Source organism: Sphingomonas hankyongi (genome assembly GCF_023516575.1).
GTDB lineage: Bacteria > Pseudomonadota > Alphaproteobacteria > Sphingomonadales > Sphingomonadaceae > Sphingomicrobium > Sphingomicrobium hankyongi.
On record NZ_JAMGBE010000002.1, the window covers coordinates 117,999 to 139,933 of the forward strand.

The following is a 21,935-nucleotide window of genomic DNA, read 5'->3' on the forward strand; positions in this document are numbered from 1 at the left end:
CGGCGCCGCTCCATTAGCAGTTCGCAAGCCCTTCGGCACCGCCTTTCCAAGGCTTGCCTCTCGCGCACGACGGCCTATCGGAGCGCCATACATTTCTCTGGGGAGAAACTCCGTGAACACATTCCGCTGGCTGACCGCGACCGCGATCGCGCTGACTGCCGTTCCCTTGGCCGCTGCTTCGATGGGCGGCTTCAGCCCGCAGCGCCTTTCGCAGCATGTGCAGACGCTCGGCTCAGACGCTTATGAAGGCCGCGCCCCGAACACTCCGGCCGAAACCAAGACGGTCAATTACATCATCGATCAATTCCGTCAGGCCGGCGTTCAGCCCGGCGGTGACCTCGTCGGCGGACAACGCAGCTGGACCCAGGCCGTGCCGCTCCTGAAGTCCGACTGGCAGGCGCCGCCGCAGGCTTCGATCGATCTGAACGGCCAGCAGGTGCCGTTGACCCAGGGCGAGGAGATCGCGCTGCGTTCGCCAACCAACGGGTCCGCCGCGGTCAATCTCGCCGGCGTCCCGCTCGTATTCGTCGGCTACGGCGTGAAGGCGCCGGAGCGCAATTGGGACGACTTCAAGGGCGCGGACCTGCGCGGCAAGGTCATGGTCGTGCTCGTCAACGATCCGGACTTCGAAGGCGGCGAAGGCGATTTCGGCGGCAAGGCGATGACCTATTACGGCCGCTGGACCTACAAATATGAGGAAGGCGCGCGCCAAGGCGCGACCGGCGTCCTCGTCATCCATGAGACCGCGCCGGCGTCCTACGGGTGGAACACGGTGAAGAATTCCAACACGAACACCATGTTCGACATCGTCCGCCAGAACCCTGCGGCCGAACACCCTCTGGTCGAGGGCTGGATCCAGCGCGACCTCGCCGCCAGGCTGTTCGCGGCGTCAGGCCTGAACATTGACGCGATGAAGGCCGCCGCAAAGCGCAAGGACTTCCGCCCGGTGCCGCTGAAGGCGACGCTGACCGCCCAGGGGACGGCCAAGACCGAAGTGATCACGTCGCGCAACGTGGTCGGAATCGTCCCGGGCAAGACCCATCCAGACGAGACGGTCATCTACAGCGCGCACTGGGATCATCTCGGCATCGGCCGGCCCGACGCCAATGGCGACAATATCTACAATGGCGCGCTCGACAACGCGACGGGCATCAGCCAGCTGATCGAGCAGGCTCGCGCCTTCGCCCGGGGCCCGCAGCCCGACCGCTCGGTCGTCTTCCTTGCCGTGACCGCCGAAGAGAAGGGACTGCTCGGCAGCGAATATTATGCCGCCAACCCGCTTTACCCGCTCGGCAAGACGGTCGCCGTTCTGAACACGGACTCCATGGGCGTCTGGGGGCCTGAGAAGAACTTCAGCATCTCCGGCACCGCGAAGCTCGACCTGCTCGACCTGCTGATTGCGGAGGGCAAGCGCCAGGGCCGCTACTTCACCGCGGACCCGCATCCCGAAAGCGGCGGTTTCTACCGGTCGGACCATTTCACCATGGCCAAGACGGGCGTTCCTGCGATCAGCTTCAAGCCGGGCAACGATCTCGTGAACGGCGGGACGGCGCGCGGCGAAGCGAACGCGAAGGACTATACCGAGAAGCGCTACCACCAGCCGGACGACGAATATAACCCGCAGTGGGATTTCCGCGGCATGGCCGAGGATGCGCAGCTGCTGCATCTCGTCGGTGAGCATCTCGCCAATTCGCGTGACTGGCCGAACTGGAGCGCGGACAGCGAGTTCCGCGCCGCGCGCGACCAGACCGCCGCGGAACGCGGTGCGAGCCTGCCCTATGCTCCGCTCGAGCCGGCTCCCCCGCCACCTCTGGAAAAGCCGCGCAAGGGCGAGCGCGGCTGAGCGGGGCGTCATCAGGGTGAAATCACTCGCGGGCATGCTGGACATGCTGGAGCGGGCGCTCGAACAAGCGTAGGCACGGCTGTTCTTGGCAGGAGCGCGCACATGGCCGAACTGACCTTCTATACGAACCCTCAATCCCGCGGGCGCATCGTGCGCTGGATGCTCGAGGAGGTGGACGAGCCTTATGTCACGGAGATCGTCACCTACGATGAGATGAAGAGCGACCGCTACCTCGCCGTGAACCCGATGGGGAAAGTGCCCGCCATCAAGCATCGCGATCACGTCGTCACCGAAAGCGCTGCGATCTGCGCGTATCTCGCGGATGTGTTCCCCGACGCCCAGCTCGGCCCGCGCGACGACGAGAAAGCAGATTATTATCGCTGGCTTTTTTACGCCGCGGGTCCGGTCGAGCAGGCGGTGACGAACCACTATGCCAAGTTCGATCCGGCCCCGGAACAGGGACGGATGTTCGGCTACGGAAGCTATGACAAGGTCGTGGATGTGCTGGACGAGCTCTTCTCGTCGCGGGATTATGTCTGCGGCAACCGCTTCACTGCGGCGGATGTCTACGTCGGCTCGGCGATCCTTTGGGGTACGCAGTTCGGCACGCTTCCCCAACGCGACAGCTTCGCAAGCTACACGGATCGGTTACGCTCCCGCGACGCCTACAAGTGCGCGACGGAACTCGATGACGAGGCACAGGTCCAGCTGCAGCCGCCGGTGCCGCAGGGCGCCGAATAGTTGGTGGACCCGCGTACGCGTCAGCAGGCGATCCGCCTCTACGATCGCTTCACTCACGAGGGTACGGATCGCCGGGCATTCATGGCGGAGATGGTGAAGCTCGCGGGCAGCGTTGCCGCAGCCGAGCTGCTCATCGCGGGAATCGCCGCTTCGCCTGCTGCCGCGACCGTCGTTCCGGCCGACGACAAGCGGCTCACCACCCGGACCCAGAAGCTGGCGAATGGCTATAGCGCCTATGCCGCCGAGCCGCGGACGCGTTCACTCAAGGCGACCGTGATGGTCATCCACGAGAATCGCGGCCTCAACGACCATATTCGCGATGTGGCGCGGCGACTTGCCGTTGCCGACTTTCGTGCCGTCGCGCCCGATTTCCCGTCGTTGCAGGGCGGCACGCCAGCGAACGAGGACGCCGCCCGCGATGCGATCGGCAAGCTCGATCTCGGCAAGAGCGTCGGCGATGCGGTGAATATCCTGCAGGAGCTCGCGAAATCGAGCCGTGGCGGCAAGGTTGGAGCCGTGGGGTTCTGCTGGGGCGGAGGATTCGTGAACCGGTTGGCCGTCTCTGCTGGGGCCGACCTCGACGCCGGCGTCGCTTATTATGGCCCGGCGCCGGACGCCCCCGAGGCAGCCAAGGTGAAGGCCCCGCTCCTGATTCACGACGCCGGGCTCGACGAGCGGGTGAACCGCACGAGCTTCCCCTGGGTCGAGGCCCTGCGGACGGCAGGAAAACCGGTCCGCTTCTATCTGTACGAAGGGGTGAACCACGCCTTCAACAACGATGCGTCCACGGAGCGGTACAACAAGGAAGCGGCGGACCTGGCCTGGCGCCGCACGCTGGACTTCCTCGGGCGCTATCTGGGCTAGGCCTTAGCGCCGGCCTTTTTCTTCGGAGGCCGTACCGACAGCGTGCGCTCGGCGGATTCGATGATCAGCGCGCGCAGCTCATCCGACTCCACCTTTTCGGCGGCTTCCTTCAGCGAAAACCACTTGCGGCGGCGCTGGCCGAGCTCCGGCCACTTATCGAGCTCGCGCTCCACGCTCAGAGTGTGAACAAGGATACGCACCTCCAGCAAGCCGAACGGGACGCTCTGCTTGGTATGGTTGAAGGCTCCTAGGGGCTCTTCCTCGACCTTGCCCCTAACGCCGGCCTCCTCGAAAGCCTCGACCGCGGCAGCTTCGGCGAGGCTCTTGCCGGTCATCGGCCAGCCCTTTGGGATCGTCCATCGGCGCGAGCGGCGGCCGGTGACGAGCAGCACTTCGACCCGCTTCTTGGGGCCCAAACGCCAGGGCAGCGCGCCAGTCTGGATCGGACGTTCCGTAAGCTCCTCCCGAGTCCGGCCTGCACTATAATGGGCCAGGCCGTCGCTGATGAGCCGTTTGATCGTCATCATGCTAAGTTATACGCAGTTTTTTTCGGTAAGGTTGCAACAACCGCAGTGGACGCCTCGTCGAGCGCCGATTCTGTAGACCGCGAGATCGAGCTCAAGCTTGAGCTCGACGCCGCCGAAGTGGAGCGCCTGCTGGAACAGCTGGCCCCGCGCGGTGCTTCAGCGGTGCCGCAGACCACCGTCTATTACGATACGCCCGCTGCGGTTCTCAGGAAGCATGGCTTTACCCTGCGTGTGCGCCAGACCCGCGATCGCTTCGTCCAGACGGTGAAGCCGACGACCGACAGTGCGGGCCTGCTTTCACGGGCGGAGTACGAAACCGAAATCTCGTCGATTGACCCCGATCTTGCGGCGCTCTCGGACAGTCCACTCAGCCATCTCGTGAAGGACGGCCAGCTCGATGACCTCAAGGCCGTCACGCGGTCGGAAGTGAAACGAACCAGTTGGGTCCTCGAAGTGGGAGGAAGCAGGATACAGGCCGATCTCGACCAGGGATCGATCGCCTCGCATGGCCATTCGCAGGAATTCGCTGAGCTTGAACTCGAGCTCCTGTCGGGCGATCCAGCCTGCCTCCTGCGTGCTGCGAAGGATGTGGCGGAACGGGTTCCGGTGCGCCTCGGAGTGCTGACGAAGGCCGACCGGGGCGCGTTGGTCGGATCGGGCGCTTTGAGGAAGATCGCCAAGGCGGCGCCGGTCCATGTCCGCGACGACATGTCCATCGCGGAGGCCTTCGAGACGATCCTGCACGCTTGCCTGAAACAATATCGACGTAACGAGCCTCTGGTCCTCGCCAAGCGCAAGAAGGACGCGTTGCATCAGGCGCGCGTCGCGATGCGGCGCCTGCGGTCGGCCTTCACGCTCTTCAAGCCCGCCATTTCCGATGTCGAATATCAATTCCTGCGCGAAGAATTGCGCTGGTTTAGCGGCCAGCTGGGCGAGGCGCGCAACCTTGACGTCTATCTGGAACGTGAACTGTCCGACAAAGATCGCGAGGCGCTCATTGTTCGGCGCGACCAGGCCTACGATCATGTCCTCGCCGCGATGGACTCCCAGCGTTTCCGGCTGCTGTTGATAGAGCTCGTCGGCTGGGCCGCGTTCGGAACGTGGCGCAAGACCCGCAACGCCGCCAAGCCCGTCGAGGATTATGCGGCGCATCGCCTCAACCGGCTGTGGAGTTCCATCGAGCATGTCGGACGGCACGTCGCCGACCTCGATGAGGAAACGCGCCACGAGCTTCGCATCCAGGTCAAGAAGATGCGCTACGCCATCGAATTCCTTCGGGACCTTTATCCTGCCGCCACGCGGGCCGAGAAGAGCTTCGGTGGTGCGGTCGAAGACCTTCAGGAGAGCTTGGGCAAGCTCAACGACCTGGCGACGGCGAGAACGCTCGGCGTGCCCCAGGGAGACGAGAATTGGCTCATCGGCTCACCGGATGAGCGGCCGCTGATCAGGGAAGCAGAGCGCGCCTTCAACGATCTCGAAGGCGTGGGGCCTTTCTGGCGAGAAGCGCATAAGGCCGATTCCGGCGAAGCCTGAGAAAAAGGGCCGGCGGATCGCTCCGCCGGCCCTTCCCCGTTTCGTTATGCGGAGCGTCTAGCGGCGTTGCCCCATGAAGCTCAGCAGGAACTGGAACATGTTGATGAAGTCCAGGTACAGCTGCAGCGCACCCATGATCACCGTCTTGCCCACCATGTCCGTGCCCTGCACGTAGAAATAGAGGCTCTTGATCCGCTGCGTGTCGTAGGCGGTCAGGCCGGCGAACAGCAGCACGCCGATCGCGCTGATCGCGAGAGCCATCGCGCTCGACTGCAGGAACAGGTTGATGAGCATCGCCACCAGCAGGCCGACGACGCCCATGATCAGGAACGTGCCGAGACCGCTGAGGTCGCGCTTGGTGGTGTAACCGTAGAGGCTCAGCCCCGTGTAAGCGGCGGCTGTCGCGAAGAAGGTCTGAGCGATCGAAACGCCGGTATAGGCCAGGAACAGGGTCGACATCGACAGGCCCATCAGGCCGGCGAACGCCCAGAAGAGCAGCTGAAGCGTGCCCGTGGACATCCGGTTCATTCCGAAGCTCATCGCGAAGACGATCGCCAGCGGCGACAGCGTCACGATCCACCCCAGTCCGCTCAGGCCGCCGTTGGCGCCTACCAGCACCTGCCCCGCATAAGGAGCGAACAGCAGGGCGATGATGCCCGTCAGCAGCACGCCGGAAGCCATGTAGTTGTAAACCGAAAGCATATAGGACCGAAGGCCCGCGTCGCGGGCGGCGCGCGGAACACCGACCGTAGCGGTCGTGGTGTTCACACCGGTCGTTTGCGGGTCTTGCCAATTGGCCATCGTTTCTCCTCTCGCGCGGGCGAAGGGCCCGTCGCTAAGGCTGATATATCGTGGATGCGCAGGGGCGATTCAAGCGAATCCGGACATGACCGCCCCGCCATTGCCTCTCTCCTCCCAAGGTGACACACTCTCGGATGAGTTCTCGTGGAGGGGCAACCTGTTCCATCGGGTCATCAAAACGGCGTTGCTGTTGCTCGCTCTGCTCGTCCTCGCGCCCGCCCAGGGCGCGGTGCCGCAAGGGGCGGATCGGATCGTTGCCGTGGGGGACCTTCACGGCGATTACGACGCGTGGATCGCCATTGCGCGCGCGGCCGGCCTGATCGACGCCCAGAACCGCTGGACCGGCGGCAAGACGACGCTGGTGCAGCTAGGAGACATTGCCGACCGCGGCCCGGACTCCCTCAAGATCATCCACAATTTGCAGCAGCTCCAGCGCGATGCACCGAAGAAAGGCGGGCGAGTCGTCGTCGTTCTCGGCAACCACGAAGCCATGAACCTGCTCGGCGACCTGCGCTACGTGACGCCGCAGGAATTCGCAGCCTTTGCGGACAATAAGTCCGTTGCCCGCCGCGAACGCATCTACATGGCCAACCGCCAGAAGCTTGAAGACGCTGCTCACCAAGTCGACCCCAATCTAAAGCCTTCACAAGTCCGCGATCAGTGGCTGGCGCAGACGCCACTCGGCTGGGTCGAGCATCGCGCCGCGTGGAGTCCCTCCGGCGACATCGGTCGCTGGGCGGCTGCGAACCCTGCCGCGATCAAGATCGGGAGCACCGTCTTCGTGCACGGTGGCTTGAGCGCGGAATATGCGGCGATCGGCATCGACGAGATCAATCGCCGCGTGGCTGCCGCAATGTCTTCGGCGGACCTGAGTCCGACATCGGTTCTCAACGATCCGCTTGGCCCGCTCTGGTACCGCGGCCTCGTGACGCGCGATCCGAAGGTCGATCCCGACGGCGCCGCCGCCGCTGCGGTGAAGCCCCGCCCGCCTTTGGACCAGGAAATTGCGTCGGTCCTCACGGCGACCGGCGCCAAGCGCATCGTCGTCGGCCACACGCCGTCGCTCCAGGGCATCATCGTCAGCAACGACGGTCGGCTGGTCCGGATCGATACCGGCATTTCGCGCTACTATGGGGGGCCGCTCAGCTATCTCGAGATCGTCGGCGACCGCCTCGTCCCCCACACCGTTCCCCGACCGCCACAGGGAGCCGCAAGATGAAAGCAGCTTTGTGGGCGGCGCTGGCCGCTTTCATGAGCGTCCCGGCTCTTGCCGGACCGGCGACGCCTTTGTTTTCGGCCGACACGCCGATCAGGATCACGATCAAGGGACCGATCACCGCGCTCACGTCGAACCGATCGAACGCTCAGCGAGCCGGAACGCTGACCGTCACCGGCACGCAGGAGAGCTATCCGATCATGCTCTCGGTGCGCGGGATCACCCGGCGGCAGGGCGACGTCTGCCAGTTTCCGCCGCTCCGCGTCGACTTCCCCCAGCATCCCGCAGCGGGCTCGCTCTTCGCCGGCCAGCGCCGCCTCAAGCTGGTGACCCATTGCCGGCGCAACGAGGACTTCCAGCAGAAGGTGCTCCTCGAATATGCAGCCTACCGCCTCTATAATCTCATGACGCCGCTGAGCTTCAGGGCTCGTCTCGCCAACATCGACTATGTCGACGAAGACGGACGGCCTTACATTTCGCGGATCGGCTTCTTCGTCGAGGACGGCGACGACATGGCGAAACGGAACGACCTCCACGAGCCCAAGCTGGGAGATCGCGTCTCGGTCAGCCAGCTGGAGCCGCGCGGCGCGGCCCGCTTCGCGCTCTTCAACTACATGATCGGCAATCTGGACTGGTCGATGCGGGCCGGGCCGGCAGGCGAAAGCTGCTGCCACAACGGTCGGCTGCTTTCCGCGAACAAGGCCGGCAGCGGCGTCCTCGTTCCGGTGCCCTACGATTTCGACTTCTCCGGCCTGGTCGACGCGCCCTACGCCACCCCGCCCGACGCGATTCCGGTCGGCAGCGTCAGGCAGCGCGTCTATCGCGGCTATTGCGCCCACTTCAACGAGGCGCGCGCGGTAGGCGCCGACCTGTCCGCGCGACGCTCGGAATTGCTCGGCCTGCTGTCCACCATTCCCGGCATGACCGAGAGGACCCGCGCCAATGCCGCCGATTATCTTGGCGGGTTCTTCCGCGACCTCGACAGCGGCAAAGCGCTCAAGAACTGCGTCAACTGATCATTCGCTCGGCGCGGGCGGCGGCGGTGCCGCTGCCGCCGCCGGCGGGGCTGCCGCCGCCGCTGCAGCTTTCTTCTCCGCCGATGACGGCGCGGATTCGTCGATGCCGTCATAGTCCGCGAGATAGCGTTTCATGCCTTTGCGCTCGCCGTATTCCGTGAGCCACAGGGCGGCGAACGTATAGTTGAGCGCGATGCTGATCACCGCCGCGAGCTCGACGGCGCCGATGCCCGCGGAAAGCCCGATCGCCACCGCGCAGAGGATGAACAGCGCGTCGCCCGAGCTCTTGAGCGAGTTGCGGAAACGCACCGCCCCCGCGATCCCTGCCAGCGCAAACGCCAGGGCCAGCGAGTTCTGCACGATGATCACGATACCCGTGACGACCATCGGCAGGACGATGATCGTGTTCACGAGCGACTGGTCATATTCCTCGCCGCTGCGCACGGCCATGTAGACCCAGCTGACGGGCAGCGCGGCGAGCAATGCGCCGAAGATCGCGACGACCAGCCAGAACAGGCTGTCGCCGAGGTTCCCGACGCTTGCCGCGCGAACGGAGTCGGGTCCTTCGAGCAGGTTTTGCGCGGGCTGGTTGATTAGGGATTCGACGCCCCCGATCGGAAGGTAGCCCTTGAGATCGGGCCAGAGCTTCACGGCGACAAACACCAACAATCCGATGACCAGATAATAGATGGTCAGTTGGCCGAGCAGTTTCGAAGCGCGCATACGTCCCCCCTAGTGTTTGCCGTGTTTCCCCTTGTGCACCTTGTAGGCTGGAATGGGCTGGAGCACGCCGTAGCGCTCCTTGTGCGGTTCGTGACCGAGCGGCGGCCACGGTATTTCCGCGAGCGGCAGCTCGGTGTCCGGCACGCGGTCGAGCAGGTCGCGAAGCAGGGTCAGCCGACCGAGTGGCTGGTCGTTGAAATCGACCAAGGTCCACGGCGCATAGTCGGTGTGCGTCGCCGACAGCATCATCTCCCGCGCGTCGGTATATTCGGTGTATTTCCCGCGGGCCTTGAGGTCGATCGGCGACAGCTTCCAGCGCTTCATCGGGTTGTGGAGCCGGTTCTCGAACCTCTCCTCCTGGACCTCCTGGTCGCAGCACAGCCAATATTTGAAGAAGAGGATTCCATCCTCGACCAGGTGACGCTCGAAATCCGGAACGACGTTCAGGAAGTCCTGCGCCTGTTCCGGCGTACAGAATCCCATCACCCGCTCGACTCCAGCGCGGTTGTACCAGCTGCGGTCGAACAGCACGATCTCGCCCTCGGCCGGCAGGTGCTGAACATAGCGCTGGAAATACCATTGCGTGCGCTCGCGCTCATTCGGGCTCGGAAGCGCTACGACGCGGCATTGGCGCGGATTGAGCAGCCGGGCGAACATGTCGATCGATCCGCCCTTCCCGGCGGTGTCGCGCCCCTCGAATACGACCACCACCCGCTGCTTGGTTTCGGCCACCCAGCGCGCCATCGCGCTGAGCTCCTTCGCCATCGGCTCCAGAAGCTCGTCATATTCGTCGTCGCTGAGCTCGGTATGTCCGCTCATGCCGTCGCCCCCAATTGATGGGAATGTGACATTACCGGCAAAGCTCGGCAACCGGGACGATGGAACTGCCCGATCCCGCCGGAGTCATCGCGTCGATGAAAGGTCCCCGCCCGCCCTTCCGTGACCGCGCACTTCGCTTGCTGCTGACCGCCGCGCATCGGCTGCTAAAGGTCAATTGGTTCGTCCGCCGGCCGCGCACGTTCGGAGCGCATGCGCTTGCTCTCACCCCGGGGCGGAAGGTTGTGCTCGTGAAGCTGCGCTATGCGCCCGGATGGCGGCTTCCCGGCGGCGGCCGAGGTAAAGACGAGGATCCGCGCGACGCCGTGCTCCGCGAGCTGCGGGAGGAGATCGGCCTGACGAGCCATGGGCGGGTCCGGCTGGCCGCCGAGCTCGATGAAGCGACCGACTATAAGCATGACCTCGCCTCCCTGCTGATCGTCGAGGACGTTCGCTACGCGCCTCTTAAATGGTCCTGGGAGGTGGAGCGGATTTGCGAAGCCGAGCTCGACCGTTTGCCTTCGGGACTGTCACGTCGCGCCGAGCGCTGGATCGACGCCGTCCGGGATAGGCTCTGATCATGCATCGCCTGTTCGTCGCCATCCGCCCGCCCGAGCATATCCGCGACCTGCTGATCGACGCGATGGACGATAGTCCCGACTTCCGCTGGCAGGAGGATGAGCAGCTCCACCTCACCTTGCGTTTCGTGGGCGAAGTCGATCGGCCGGTCGCGAACGACCTGGCCGACGCCCTGTCGCGCATTCGCGCCGAGCCTTTTGAGCTGCGCATTCGCGGGGTTGGCCGTTTCGAGCAGCGCAACTCCGGCGCCTTGTGGGCCAGCGTCGAGCCAAAGGATCCGGTCGCTGCCCTGGCCGCAAAGGTCGAGCGGGTCTGTCAGCAAGTCGGCCTCGAGCCCGAGCGGCGCGCCTTCCATCCGCACATCACGCTTGCACGTTGGAAAGGTCGCCGGACGCTCGAGGTCCACGACTTCATCGAACGGCATGCAGGACTCGTCTCGGAACCCTTTCCGGTGGACAATTTCACTTTGTTCGAAAGCCAGCTGTCGCGTCACGGCGCGCGCTACGAAGAGGTTGCCGAATATCCGCCCGGGTGAAGGCGAAGGCGCGCGACGACGAGCGGCTAATCTAGGTCAAAATGTGAAACGGCCGAGCCTGGAATCCGTTTGTGAGCGCAAGATGGCTGACGACCGAGATTATTTCCTCAGTCGCGCTGCGGAAGAAGAAGCCAAAGCCGCCGAAAGCGACAACGAAGCCGCCCAGGAAGCGCATTCAAGGCTTGCCGAATATTACCGCCGGACCGCCGCACACCGCGGCCCGAGACCGCTCCCAAAATCGGCCTGACCCGGGAGCATCCGATCTTCAATCAGGCTGCTTCGCGCGTGCGTCGCCGTCCGTCCGAATGAACTTCGTCATGCGCTTGGCGAGATCGCCTCGATGCGCTCCGGCGACATACATGTCGGAGTAACTGTAGAGGGCGCGCAGATAGGCGAGGTCCCATTCGGTCAGGCTGGCGGGCGCCGGCCTCCCGGTCCGCGCGTCATCGAGCAAGGTGAGGATCGTCGGCGCAGGTTGCGTTGCTCCAGCCTGCAGCTTGGTGCGGGCGAACAGCTGCATCGCCGCGAAGTCGGCGAGCTGAGTGAGGTTAGAGCCTCCGGCTGCCCGTCCGTCGACGACCAGGACCGAGATGTCGAAGCCGATCCGCAGCGGATTCAGGATGCGCGAAATCGGTGCCCCGACATTGTCGATTGCCGATCCAGGGGACATTTCGACTTTTGCCGCCTCGTTCGGATTTGAAAGTCTGGCAATCCTGTTTCGAGCCAGCCCTCGACCGTCGGAGCCGCGATAAGCCAGCACCTGCCAGGACGTCGCCGCTTCGGTGCTGTGAACGAGCTGCCTTATCTCGCCGTCGGTCAGCTCGCTTCCCCACAGGATTGAATCCGATTTCCTCCAGTCCGCCAGGAGCTTGGCCTTGTCGGGCGCTACGTAAAGGAGTGCGTTCGCAGAGCATTGCTCATCGGCAACCTTCATGCCCGCTGCCGCAGCTACTCGCCGCATGCGCTGCTCCACGAACTCGTTCGATCGCTCGCCGAGACCTGCCACGTACGGACACACTGGGTCGTAGAATCGAGCAAGCTGCTTGTCGGCGGACGGGATTGCCACAGAACCAACGAAACCGCGCATTGCCTGCGCCGGGTTCCGTTGTCCGGTAACCAGGATGTCGCCCGACTGCGCCGTTTCCGGCTCCGAAGGAGGCGCCGCGGCGATCAACACCAATGCAGCGAGCGAAACGAGAGCCTTGGTTAAAGAATGCATACAGAACCCCTGACGCAATGAATTTACCTAGGGATCGAAGAGCCGTCACCGTCGTCACCAACCGACGGGTGATCTGAGACGCTATTGCGTCCATCTGTTCGACCAATGCGTCATTGGATCGACGAACGCTCACTACGCGCTCCATTCGCGAGGCGAGAATTCTGTGATTAGAAGGATTTTGGTTATGCCCTTGAGGAAGGGTAGCGGAAGGGGGAAACATGCCGGTCGAACTCAGGATACTTGCGTGGGGCGCTTTGTTGCTTGTCGTCCACATCTTCACGGCGACGCGCTTCAAGACCGCGCAATATGGCCGCAAATGGAATGCCGGAGCGCGCGACGAGGCCCTCGCTCCGCCTTCTCCCATTACGGGCCGGACGATGCGCGCGCAGGCGAACTTCCAGGAGACCTTCCCGATCGCCATCGTCGCCCTGCTCGGCGTCGTGCTCGCAGACCGGACGAACGACATGACGGCGCTAGGCGGTTGGATCTGGCTCGGGGCGCGCGTCGTTTACTTGCCGCTTTACGCGGCCGGCATTCCGGTCATCCGAACCGTCGTTTTCGGCATCAGCATGGTGGGCCTTGGACTGGTGCTGGCGCCACTGTTCGCCGCATAGGAAAGGGGAGCCGTACGGGCACGGCTCCCCCCGTCTGGGCCGAAGCCCAGGGCAATTCGATGGCGCTACCAGAGGCGGACGCGCCTCTCCGGCGGAATGTAGAACTTCGACTTCGGGTCGATCTTGAACGCATTGTACCAGGCGTCGAGGTTCCGAAGCGGCCCGATGATGCGGTAACGCCGCGGGCTGTGCGGGTCGCTCGCGACCTGCGTCTTGATCGCATCGTCGCGCTGCTCGCCGCGCCATGCCTGCGCATAGGCCAGGAAGAAGCGCTGGTCGCCGGTCAGGCCGTCGACCACCGGCGCTTCCTTGCCGCCAAGCGCCATCTTGTAGGCCTCGTACGCGACCTCGAGACCGGACATGTCGCCGATATTCTCGCCCATGGTCAGGTCGCCGTTGATGAAGACCCCCGGCGCCGCTTCATATGACGAATATTGCTTGCCGAGGTCGCTCGTCAGCGCCTTGAAGCGCGTCGCATCTTCCTTGGTCCACCAGTCGCGAACGGCGCCATTTTCGTCGATCTTGCGGCCCTGATCGTCAAACCCGTGCATGATCTCATGGCCGATGACGGCGCCGATCGATCCGTAATTGACCGCCGTGTCCGCTTCGGAATCGAAGAACGGCGGCTGCAGGATTCCGGCCGGGAACACGATCTTGTTCTCCAGCCCGCCATTGTAGGCGTTCACCGTCGCCGGGCTCATCGCCCACTTCTTGCGGTCGACCGGCTTATTGAGATCGCTGAGCTGATAGGCCCATTCGAATGCGCTGCTGCGCTTGACGTTCCCGTACAGGTCGCCGGCCTTCATCTCGAGGCCGGAGAAGTCGCGGAACTTCTCCGGGTAGCCCACCATGACGTCCATTCGGGCGAGCTTGGCGATCGCCGACTTCTTGGTCGCCGGAGACATCCAGCTATTGCCTTCGATGCGCTTGGCGGCGGCCTTCTTCAGGTTGCCGACCAGCTCTTCCATCATCGCCTTCGACTTTGGCGAGAAGTAGCGCTGGACATAGGTCTGTCCGAGCAGCTCGCCGAGGCGGTTGTCGACCTCCGTGATTCCACGCCGCCAGCGCGGGCGAAGCTCGGTCGCACCGCTCAGCGTCTTGGTGAACTCGAACTTGCTGTCGACGAAGCGCTTTGAAAGATAGTTGGACGCCTGGTCAGCGACCTTGAAGCGCTGCCACGTCTTCAGCGTCTCCAGCGGCGTCTTGTCGAATAGCACGGCCATCGCCTTGACCGCCGTGTTGTCCGCTACGATCATCTTCGGACTGCTTGCCTTGCTGGTCTCGAAGAAGCTCGCCCAGTCGAACCCGGGGGCGTAAGCCGCGAGCTGCGCCGCGTTCATTGGATTGTTGATCTTGTCGATGTCGCGCAGGTCCGCCTGGGCCCAGGACAGCTTTGCCATCTCGGTCTCAAGGATCATGATCTTGTCGGCTTCTGCCGAGGCGTTCGGCGTACCGATCATGCCGAGCGTGCGTTCGATATAGGCGCGATAGGCGTCGCGCTGCTTCTTGTACTTGTCGAGCAAGTAATAATCGCGATCCGGCAGGCCCAGTCCGCTCGTGCCGACGAACATCAGGTTCATCTTGGGATTGTCGGGATCCGGGCCGACGCCAACGCCGAACAAGGTGCTCCCGAAGTCCCACTGCGTCGACGCCATGTGGCGCAGGAATTCGGCCTTGTCCTTGATCGCCGAAACGCGATCGAGGTCGGCTTTGAGCGGCGCGGCGTCGAGTTGCTCCAGCCGTCCCTCATCCATGTAGCTTCCGTAGAACGCGCCGAGCTGGCTGTCCGCGGCGGCGCCCATCACGATTGCGCGCAGCTGCTCCTGGTTGCGGTCGGCAAGCTCGGACCCGACACCATTCTGCGACTTGTCGGCAGGGATGTCAGTCTCGTCCATCCACTTGCCCGCGGCATAGCGCTGGAAGTCGTCGCCCGGATTGACCGACAGGTCGCGCGTGCCGAGGTCGACGCCCCAGGTCCCGAAGTGAACGACGCGGGACGCGGCGGCGTTTGAACCGGCGCTGTCCTGTTGAGCCGCAGCCGGCGTTGCCGAGAGCGCCGTGCACGCCAGCAAAAGCGCGCCGGCTCGCGACAAGCGAGTAGAATCGAAGAGTGCCATGAATTGCCCCAAATGATTGATTTGCCGACGCTAGTTGAAAGGCGCGAAGCTCGCCAGCCACCCCTGATCGACGAGCGTCAGGAGTCCGTCGACGAACCTCCCGGCGCGGTTCGCGCTTCGAGCTGCTTCAGGCGGGTTTCCAGGCTTTCGAACAATCGTTCGTAGCGGGACTCCCGCTCCTGGCGGCTGACAGCGACCTGCACTGCACGCGCAACGGAGTCCGCGATTTCCTCGATCGCGTCGCATTCGGCCTTGCCGAACAGGCTTCCGTCCGGGCGCGCACCGAGAAGGAGCCAGCCAACGCGCCCGTGGCCTTCGGCTTCGAGCGGGACGCGAACCGGGAAGAGTTCGTCCGAGCGGTCCCAATCGATGCCGTCGTGCGCGGGAGGTGCCCAGCTCCGCCACCATGTCTCGACCTCGGCGGCAGGAATGTCGCGGGCGTCGATGACCTCGTCGCGCGCGATCAGCGCGGCGCGTTGCGCCCGGACGCCTTCGATCACGCTATCCAACGTAGCGCCCGCGATCTGTTCGAGACCTGCCGTCTCGCGGAGATCCCCGACCAACGGAGGCAGGCCGTAGCGGAGGCGATACAGCGCTTTCTGGAATCTGCGCTCTGCCCAACGCTGCGCGCGGTTGTGCATCGGGGCAATGGCGACCGCGGCGAGCGCCGCGCCCACGCCGCCGGCGAACCCGCCGATATTCTGGCCGAGATATTCCTGGCCGATCAGCTCGATGATTTTCTGGCTGCCCGCGAAAAGCGCCACGAAGCCAATGGTGAGTACGCCATACGCAACTGAACGGCCAATCACGGCGTCGGCGTCGTAAAGCCGGTACCGCAGGATCGACACGATCAGCCCCAGCGACATGACGCAGAAGACCGCAGACAATAACGGCCCGCCGATCGCATATTCCCAGGCAACCCAACGTGGGTCTTGAGCCTGCCATGCAGCTGCCGCGATCTGTCCCAGCAACAGCGCGCCCATCAGGATCATGCCGACCCCGAGCCCAAAAAAGGCCCAGCGCAGTTGGAGGCGCTCCATCCCCGGTCCGACAGCCCGATAGCGGCTAATGAGGACAATGAGGGCGGAAAGGACGACTACCAATCCGACGACCGGCGAATCGATCAGGTACGTTGGAAGGAGAAGCAGGAACGGAATGGCCGTCCAGCGCGGCTCGAAACGGCCGGAGGGGAAAGCGAAGATAGCGACAAAAAGCAGTGCGGTCGCCGCGGCCCCAATGATGTTGACTGCGTCGACTCCGATTCCCAACATGTCGCTGTTGGTCGCGATTCCAGCAAACAGCAGAAACGAGAGCGACAGGCACGCGGGAACCACTTCCCGGCGACGTCTCAGGAACAACAGGACCGCCGCCGGGATGAAGAGCGCTGGCCTTAATAAGGACCCGACAATCGACAGCGCCCTCGCCAGGGGAAAGCTTACGCCTGCGTCGCGAAACCGCTCACGCTCGAAGGCCATGCTACGCCTAAGCGTTATGTCGAAAATGCGACCGTCTGACTTGCGAATTGTGAAGGCCGTCGGTGATCCGTCAGGCTTTACGACATGCGCTCTGGCTTCGGCTCGCGCGGCGGACTTGGGGACCGTCCAGCCGTCGATCGCAATCACATAGTCACCCGCCTCCAGCCCGCTCGCTCGAGCCGGCCCGGACATGACGCTGTACACTTGCAGCCCACGAGAATCCTCGGCGGTCGCGAAACCGTAGGGCGACCACATGGTCGGAGTCGAAATCACTATGTAGGCGGCGATCCCCGCACCGATCAGCGAAAGCGGAAAGACGATCGCCCACACCACCGTGTAAAGCGTCAGCCACTTGCCCTTGAGGTCGGGCAGCCGCTCGGGCAGGCGCAGCCGCCACCGGCGCGGCGCAGGTTCGGCAGTTCCTACGGCTGTCGCCATATTTCGCCCCCCGTTTCGCAGCTTACATCAATGCGAAAGGCTAGCAATCCAACAACGCGCACCCATATTGCCAGTGTCGACGTTGACGACGACGACCACCTCCAGTTAGACTAGAACATAAGCGGAACGAAGCAGGCCGAATGCTGACCCATATTTCCGTACGCGGGGCGCGCGAGCACAACCTCAAGGGCATCGACGTGGACATCCCGCGCGAGAGCCTGACGGTCATCACCGGCCTCAGCGGCTCGGGCAAGTCTTCGCTCGCGTTCGACACCATCTACGCCGAAGGCCAGCGCCGCTACGTCGAGTCCCTGAGCGCCTACGCCCGCCAGTTCCTCGAGATGATGCAGAAGCCGGACGTCGAGCATATCGACGGCCTCTCCCCCGCTATCTCGATCGAGCAGAAGACGACGAGCCGCAACCCACGCTCGACCGTCGCCACCGTCACCGAGATCTACGATTACATGCGCCTGCTGTGGGCGCGCGTCGGCATCCCTTATTCCCCCGCCACCGGCCTGCCGATCAGCGCGCAGACGGTCAGCCAGATGGTCGACCGCACGATGGCGCTGCCCGAAGGGTCGCGCCACTACCTGCTCGCGCCGGTCGTGCGCGGCCGCAAGGGCGAGTATCGCAAGGAGCTTGCCGAGTGGCAGAAGGCGGGCTTCACCCGCGTTCGCATCGACGGCGAGTTCCACGCGATCGAGGACGCGCCCGCGCTGGACAAGAAGTACAAGCACGACATCGAGGTCGTGGTCGACCGCATCGTCGTGAAGGAAGGCATCGAGGCGCGGCTCGCCGACAGCTTCGAGACCGCGTTGAAGCTCGCGGAAGGCCTCGCCTATCTCGACCCTGCAGACCCGCAGCCGGACGCCGAGCCCTCGGGCAAGGGCATGAAGCTCGACTACGCCCCGCCCGGCCGCATCATCTTCTCCGAGAAGTTCGCCTGCCCCGTCTCCGGCTTCACCATCGCCGAGATCGAGCCGCGGCTGTTCTCGTTCAACGCGCCGCAGGGCGCCTGCCCCGCCTGCGACGGCCTCGGCGAGAAGCTCGTGTTCGACGAGGACCTCGTCGTCCCCAACCACAATCTCTCGATCGCCAAGGGCGCCGTCGTCCCCTGGGCCAAGTCGCAGCCGCCCAGCCCCTATTACATGCAGGTGCTGAGCAGCCTCGCCCGCGCCTACGACTTCGACCTGGGCGTCGCGTGGAAGGACCTGCCCGAGGAAGCGCGCGAGGTCGTGCTCCACGGCACCGGCGGCCGCCCGGTCACCCTCCGCTTCATCGACGGCAAGCGCAGCTACGAGGTGAAGAAGCCGTTCGAGGGTGTCATCGGCAACCTCAACCGCCGCATGGCGCAGACCGAGAGCGCGTGGATGCGCGAGGAGCTGTCGCGCTACCAGGGGAGTCGCCCTTGCGAAGTCTGCCGCGGCGCCCGCCTCCGCCCCGAGGCGCTGGCGGTGAAGATCGCCGGCGAGGACATCTCGCTCTCCACCCGCCGCAGCGTCGCCGACGCCTTCGCCTGGTTCGCGAAGCTGCACGAGAAGCTCACCGACACGCAGAACGAGATCGCCAAGGCCATCCTCAAGGAGATCAACGAGCGCCTCGGCTTCCTCCACAATGTCGGGCTCGACTATCTGCACCTCGACCGCACCAGTGGCACCCTCTCCGGCGGCGAGAGCCAGCGCATCCGCCTCGCCTCGCAGATCGGCAGCGGCTTGTCGGGCGTCCTCTACGTCCTCGACGAGCCGTCGATCGGCCTGCACCAGAAGGACAACGACCGCCTGCTAGAGACGCTCAAGCGCCTGAAGTCGCTCGGCAACACCGTGCTCGTCGTCGAGCATGACGAGGATGCGATCCGCCATGCCGACCATGTGATCGACATGGGCCCCGGCGCCGGCGTCCACGGCGGCGAGGTCGTGTGCCAGGGCACGCTGGAGCAATTGCTCGCCTGCGAGACCAGCATCACTGCCGACTACCTCTCCGGCCGGCGCGAGATCCCGCTCGGAAAGACCCGCCGCAAGGGCAGCGGCAAGTTCGTCACCGTCCACGGCGCGACCGCCAACAACCTGCGCAACGTCACCGTGAAGTTCCCGCTCGGCACCTTCACCTGCGTCACCGGGGTGAGCGGCAGCGGCAAGTCCTCGCTCACCATCGACACGCTCTACGCCGGCGCGGCGCGCGCTCTGAACGGCGCCCGCATCGTCTGCGGCCCGTGCGAGAAGATCGGCGGGCTGGAGCAGCTCGACAAGGTCATCGACATCGACCAGTCGCCCATTGGCCGCACCCCGCGCTCCAACCCCGCGACCTACACCGGCGCCTTCACCCAGATCCGCGACTGGTTCGCCGGCCTGCCGGAGGCGAAGGCCCGCGGCTACAAGCCCGGCCGCTTCTCCTTCAACGTCAAGGGCGGCCGCTGCGAGGCGTGCCAGGGCGACGGCCTCCTCAAGATCGAGATGCACTTCCTGCCCGACGTCTACGTCACCTGCGACGTCTGCCACGGCGCGCGCTACAACCGCGAGACGCTGGAGGTGAAGTTCAAGGGCAAGTCGATCGCCGACGTGCTCGACATGACGGTCGAGGACGCTTGCGAGTTCTTCAAGGCGGTCCCCGGCATTCGCGACAAGATGCTGATGCTGCAGGAAGTCGGCCTCGGCTACGTCAAGGTCGGCCAGCCGGCGACGACCCTGTCGGGCGGTGAGGCGCAGCGCGTGAAATTGTCGAAGGAGCTGTCGCGGCGGGCGACCGGCAAGACGCTCTACATCCTCGACGAGCCCACCACCGGCCTCCACTTCGAGGACGTTCGCAAGCTTCTCGAGGTGCTCCACCGCCTCGCCGACCAGGGCAACACGGTGGTGGTGATCGAGCACAACCTCGACGTCATCAAGACCGCCGATTGGGTGATCGACCTCGGCCCCGGCGGAGGCGTCAACGGCGGGCGCGTGATCGCCGAGGGCGTGCCGGAGACGATCGCCCAAGTCGCGATTTCGGCGACGGGGCAGTATCTCAAGCCCATGCTGGAACGGGCGTCGGTGAAGCCGATCATTGTCGATGTGAAACCCAGGAAGCCGAAGCGCACCCGCAAGGTTGATGTCGACGAACCCGACCTGATCGCGGCGAAGTAGTAGTTGCTACGCCGCTTGACTAACACGCGTTTATAATTTCTGGTTATGCCATGCACGTGTTGTGCTAACCGGCGTCCGGAAGATCACCTTGCAGTTTGACAACGGCTGTCAAACGCCCTTCGTAAACGCATCCCTGACTATCGGGCGCCGGTGACCCTCTTTAGGTTACCAGTACGTGCGTGAAGTCATCGAAGAAGCCATCATATTTAAGTCCCGCGCCATCTTGCGAGACCAGCGGATTGCACGTGCGACCCGCCTAAAATACGCTGACAGATTCTCAAAAAGGACGGGTGCGTTCGCGGGTCAGCCCAACCTTATCACACCACGTTGGTGGGGCTTCCACCCACACTTCGACCCTACCTACTGCATACGTCATGCGGAATATCTCGCGAAGACCATTTGGCAGCGCCTTGTCTCAGGCGACTATCAACCGGTCCCTGCGGTTCAGTTTGACGTGCCCAAGAAGGATGGCTCCTTTCGCGAAATCATGGGCTTCGCCATTCCCGATGCCGCAGTAGCCAACGTATTCCATCGATCTATCACGAAGCGAAACCTGAACCTGTTTTCTAGTCATAGTTTCGCCTATCGTCCTGACCAGAATGTATTCGACGCCATTCTGCATCTGCAAAGATCAATGAAACATCCGAAATCGTACGTGATACAGTACGATTTTCGTAAGTACTTCGACACTATCGACCATGCGTACATAGAAAGTCTCATCAGCGACCGAGACCTATTCCTAATAACAAAGGCGGAGCGAACCGCCATTAGAGCGTTTCTCTCGCATGCGTTCGCTCACGTGAATGACTATCCGCAGAGAGATTTTACCATACGAGCGAAGGGCGTTCCGCAGGGCTGCTCGCTTTCGCTCTTTTTGTCGAACGCCGCGGCCCACGAACTCGATTTGGAACTGGAGCGTCAAAACGGCACATTTGCGCGCTTCGCCGATGACGTCGTCGCCGTAGCGCATTCTTACACCGACGCGCGGAACATAGCTCTGCAGTTCAGGACGCACTGCAAAAGAGCAGGCATTTCCATCAATTATGAGAAATCGCCCGGAATAAAACTACTCGACCGGGGCAAGGGCGGCGATATCCGCACATTCTTCGTAGATCAGGATGATGGCGGACCAATCGAAATGATTAAGGACCTAGATTACTTAGGTCACAATCTTTCAGCGCATGGCGTGACGCTTAGCAGCGGAGCGATCAAAAAGATCAAGCGCCGAGTCTCGGAGATAATTTACAAGCACCTCTTCCTTTATCGTCGGTCTGCTCCGAACCTGATTGATCCCAATCGTGTTGGTCCGGGCTTCTACGATTGGGACTTGGTCACATGCGTGAACGAAATCCGTCGATATCTATATGGCGGTCTCAGGGAACAGCAGATCACGCCATTCCTGGAAGGCGAAGGCAAGCTTCCGTTTGTGAGAGGCCTTCTAGCATTCTATCCTCTGATAGATCGGCCGGCGGATCTGATCCGTCTCGACGGATGGCTCTCAAATGTGATGCATCGCGCAGTTCGGGAGCGCATCAAGGTCCTTCACGCTCTTGGTATCGTCCAGCAAGCCCTCACTAAAGAGCAACTCCTGAGCGGCGATTGGTATAACTATCCGGCGATCCTGAACGACGTACGACTACCGAGCTTCGTTCGAGGGTGGCGTGCTGCAAGACGATATTATCTACGGTATGGGCTGAAGAGCATTGAGCCCCCGTCGTACTACAGTCTGCTCTACTGAAGGCACATAGCTAGGAGAGCA

General features: G+C 63.5%; 19 protein-coding genes. 12 read left to right on the forward strand and 7 right to left on the reverse strand.

The annotated features are described in order from the left end of the window. Positions 1-112: 112 nt before the first annotated feature. The 3 genes from LZ538_RS05260 (at position 113) to LZ538_RS05270 (ending at position 3,448) form a co-directional block, all read left to right on the forward strand. Entirely contained in the window at positions 113-1,843 is a 1,731-nt protein-coding gene (locus LZ538_RS05260) for a M28 family metallopeptidase (protein ID WP_249830962.1), read from the forward strand. A gap of 102 nt (positions 1,844-1,945) precedes the next feature. After that, entirely contained in the window at positions 1,946-2,584 is a 639-nt protein-coding gene (locus LZ538_RS05265) for a glutathione S-transferase family protein (RefSeq protein WP_249830963.1), read from the forward strand. 3 nt (positions 2,585-2,587) lie between these two features. Then, positions 2,588-3,448 carry a dienelactone hydrolase family protein gene (locus tag LZ538_RS05270; RefSeq protein ID WP_249830964.1) on the forward strand — a complete coding sequence of 287 codons (861 nt, stop codon included), beginning with the start codon at positions 2,588-2,590 and terminating at the stop codon, positions 3,446-3,448. Here LZ538_RS05270 and LZ538_RS05275 read toward each other — a convergent pair. Continuing rightward, positions 3,445-3,975, reverse strand: coding sequence for an NUDIX hydrolase (locus LZ538_RS05275; protein ID WP_249830965.1), 531 nt, complete (start codon positions 3,973-3,975; stop codon positions 3,445-3,447). The genes LZ538_RS05270 and LZ538_RS05275 overlap by 4 nt on opposite strands. A gap of 45 nt (positions 3,976-4,020) precedes the next feature. Between LZ538_RS05275 and LZ538_RS05280 the strand changes: the two genes are divergently transcribed. Beyond that, the gene (locus LZ538_RS05280) at positions 4,021-5,508 is read left to right on the forward strand and encodes a CYTH and CHAD domain-containing protein (protein ID WP_249830966.1); all 1,488 of its coding nucleotides are present in this window, start codon (positions 4,021-4,023) and stop codon (positions 5,506-5,508) included. A gap of 57 nt (positions 5,509-5,565) precedes the next feature. On the opposite strand, the gene LZ538_RS05285 is transcribed toward LZ538_RS05280, so the two are convergent. Then, the gene (locus LZ538_RS05285; protein WP_249830967.1) at positions 5,566-6,309 is read right to left on the reverse strand and encodes a Bax inhibitor-1/YccA family protein; all 744 of its coding nucleotides are present in this window, start codon (positions 6,307-6,309) and stop codon (positions 5,566-5,568) included. An 85-nt stretch (positions 6,310-6,394) separates the two neighbouring features. Here LZ538_RS05285 and LZ538_RS05290 point away from each other — a divergent pair, with 85 nt between their 5' ends. Continuing rightward, a complete protein-coding gene (locus LZ538_RS05290) occupies positions 6,395-7,528 on the forward strand; it encodes a metallophosphoesterase (protein ID WP_249830968.1) in 1,134 nt (377 codons plus the stop codon). After that, positions 7,525-8,541 carry a hypothetical protein gene (locus LZ538_RS05295; RefSeq protein WP_249830969.1) on the forward strand — a complete coding sequence of 339 codons (1,017 nt, stop codon included), beginning with the start codon at positions 7,525-7,527 and terminating at the stop codon, positions 8,539-8,541. The genes LZ538_RS05290 and LZ538_RS05295 overlap by 4 nt, the downstream gene beginning before the upstream one ends. On the opposite strand, the gene LZ538_RS05300 is transcribed toward LZ538_RS05295, so the two are convergent. After that, positions 8,542-9,264, reverse strand: coding sequence for a DUF4956 domain-containing protein (locus LZ538_RS05300; RefSeq protein ID WP_249830970.1), 723 nt, complete (start codon positions 9,262-9,264; stop codon positions 8,542-8,544). 9 nt (positions 9,265-9,273) lie between these two features. Then, positions 9,274-10,083, reverse strand: coding sequence for a polyphosphate kinase 2 (gene ppk2 / locus LZ538_RS05305; RefSeq protein ID WP_249830971.1), 810 nt, complete (start codon positions 10,081-10,083; stop codon positions 9,274-9,276). A gap of 59 nt (positions 10,084-10,142) precedes the next feature. On the opposite strand from ppk2, the gene LZ538_RS05310 reads away from it, so the two are divergent. The 3 genes from LZ538_RS05310 (at position 10,143) to LZ538_RS05320 (ending at position 11,441) form a co-directional block, all read left to right on the forward strand. Then, on the forward strand, positions 10,143-10,658 hold the full coding sequence (locus LZ538_RS05310; RefSeq protein ID WP_249830972.1) for an NUDIX domain-containing protein: 516 nt from the start codon (positions 10,143-10,145) through the stop codon (positions 10,656-10,658). A 2-nt stretch (positions 10,659-10,660) separates the two neighbouring features. After that, entirely contained in the window at positions 10,661-11,194 is a 534-nt protein-coding gene (gene thpR / locus LZ538_RS05315; RefSeq protein WP_249830973.1) for an RNA 2',3'-cyclic phosphodiesterase, read from the forward strand. An 82-nt stretch (positions 11,195-11,276) separates the two neighbouring features. Continuing rightward, the gene (locus LZ538_RS05320; RefSeq protein WP_249830974.1) at positions 11,277-11,441 is read left to right on the forward strand and encodes a hypothetical protein; all 165 of its coding nucleotides are present in this window, start codon (positions 11,277-11,279) and stop codon (positions 11,439-11,441) included. Between the two features lie 18 nt (positions 11,442-11,459). Here LZ538_RS05320 and LZ538_RS05325 read toward each other — a convergent pair whose 3' ends face one another. Then, positions 11,460-12,413 carry a hypothetical protein gene (locus LZ538_RS05325; RefSeq protein WP_249830975.1) on the reverse strand — a complete coding sequence of 318 codons (954 nt, stop codon included), beginning with the start codon at positions 12,411-12,413 and terminating at the stop codon, positions 11,460-11,462. A 218-nt stretch (positions 12,414-12,631) separates the two neighbouring features. Here LZ538_RS05325 and LZ538_RS05330 point away from each other — a divergent pair, with 218 nt between their 5' ends. Next, entirely contained in the window at positions 12,632-13,027 is a 396-nt protein-coding gene (locus LZ538_RS05330; RefSeq protein ID WP_249830976.1) for an MAPEG family protein, read from the forward strand. Between the two features lie 65 nt (positions 13,028-13,092). On the opposite strand, the gene LZ538_RS05335 is transcribed toward LZ538_RS05330, so the two are convergent. Then, the gene (locus tag LZ538_RS05335) at positions 13,093-15,144 is read right to left on the reverse strand and encodes a M13 family metallopeptidase (RefSeq protein ID WP_249830977.1); all 2,052 of its coding nucleotides are present in this window, start codon (positions 15,142-15,144) and stop codon (positions 13,093-13,095) included. Between the two features lie 77 nt (positions 15,145-15,221). Further along, positions 15,222-17,057, reverse strand: a complete 1,836-nt coding sequence (locus LZ538_RS05340) for a PDZ domain-containing protein (protein WP_249830978.1) — start codon at positions 17,055-17,057, stop codon at positions 15,222-15,224. A 140-nt stretch (positions 17,058-17,197) separates the two neighbouring features. Between LZ538_RS05340 and uvrA the strand changes: the two genes are divergently transcribed. Together uvrA and LZ538_RS05350 are read left to right on the forward strand one after the other, a co-directional pair. Continuing rightward, positions 17,198-20,176 carry an excinuclease ABC subunit UvrA gene (gene uvrA, locus LZ538_RS05345; protein ID WP_249830979.1) on the forward strand — a complete coding sequence of 993 codons (2,979 nt, stop codon included), beginning with the start codon at positions 17,198-17,200 and terminating at the stop codon, positions 20,174-20,176. Positions 20,177-20,351: 175 nt separating this feature from the next. Beyond that, the gene (locus LZ538_RS05350) at positions 20,352-21,914 is read left to right on the forward strand and encodes a reverse transcriptase domain-containing protein (protein WP_249830980.1); all 1,563 of its coding nucleotides are present in this window, start codon (positions 20,352-20,354) and stop codon (positions 21,912-21,914) included. The last annotated feature ends 21 nt before the right edge of the window (positions 21,915-21,935 follow it).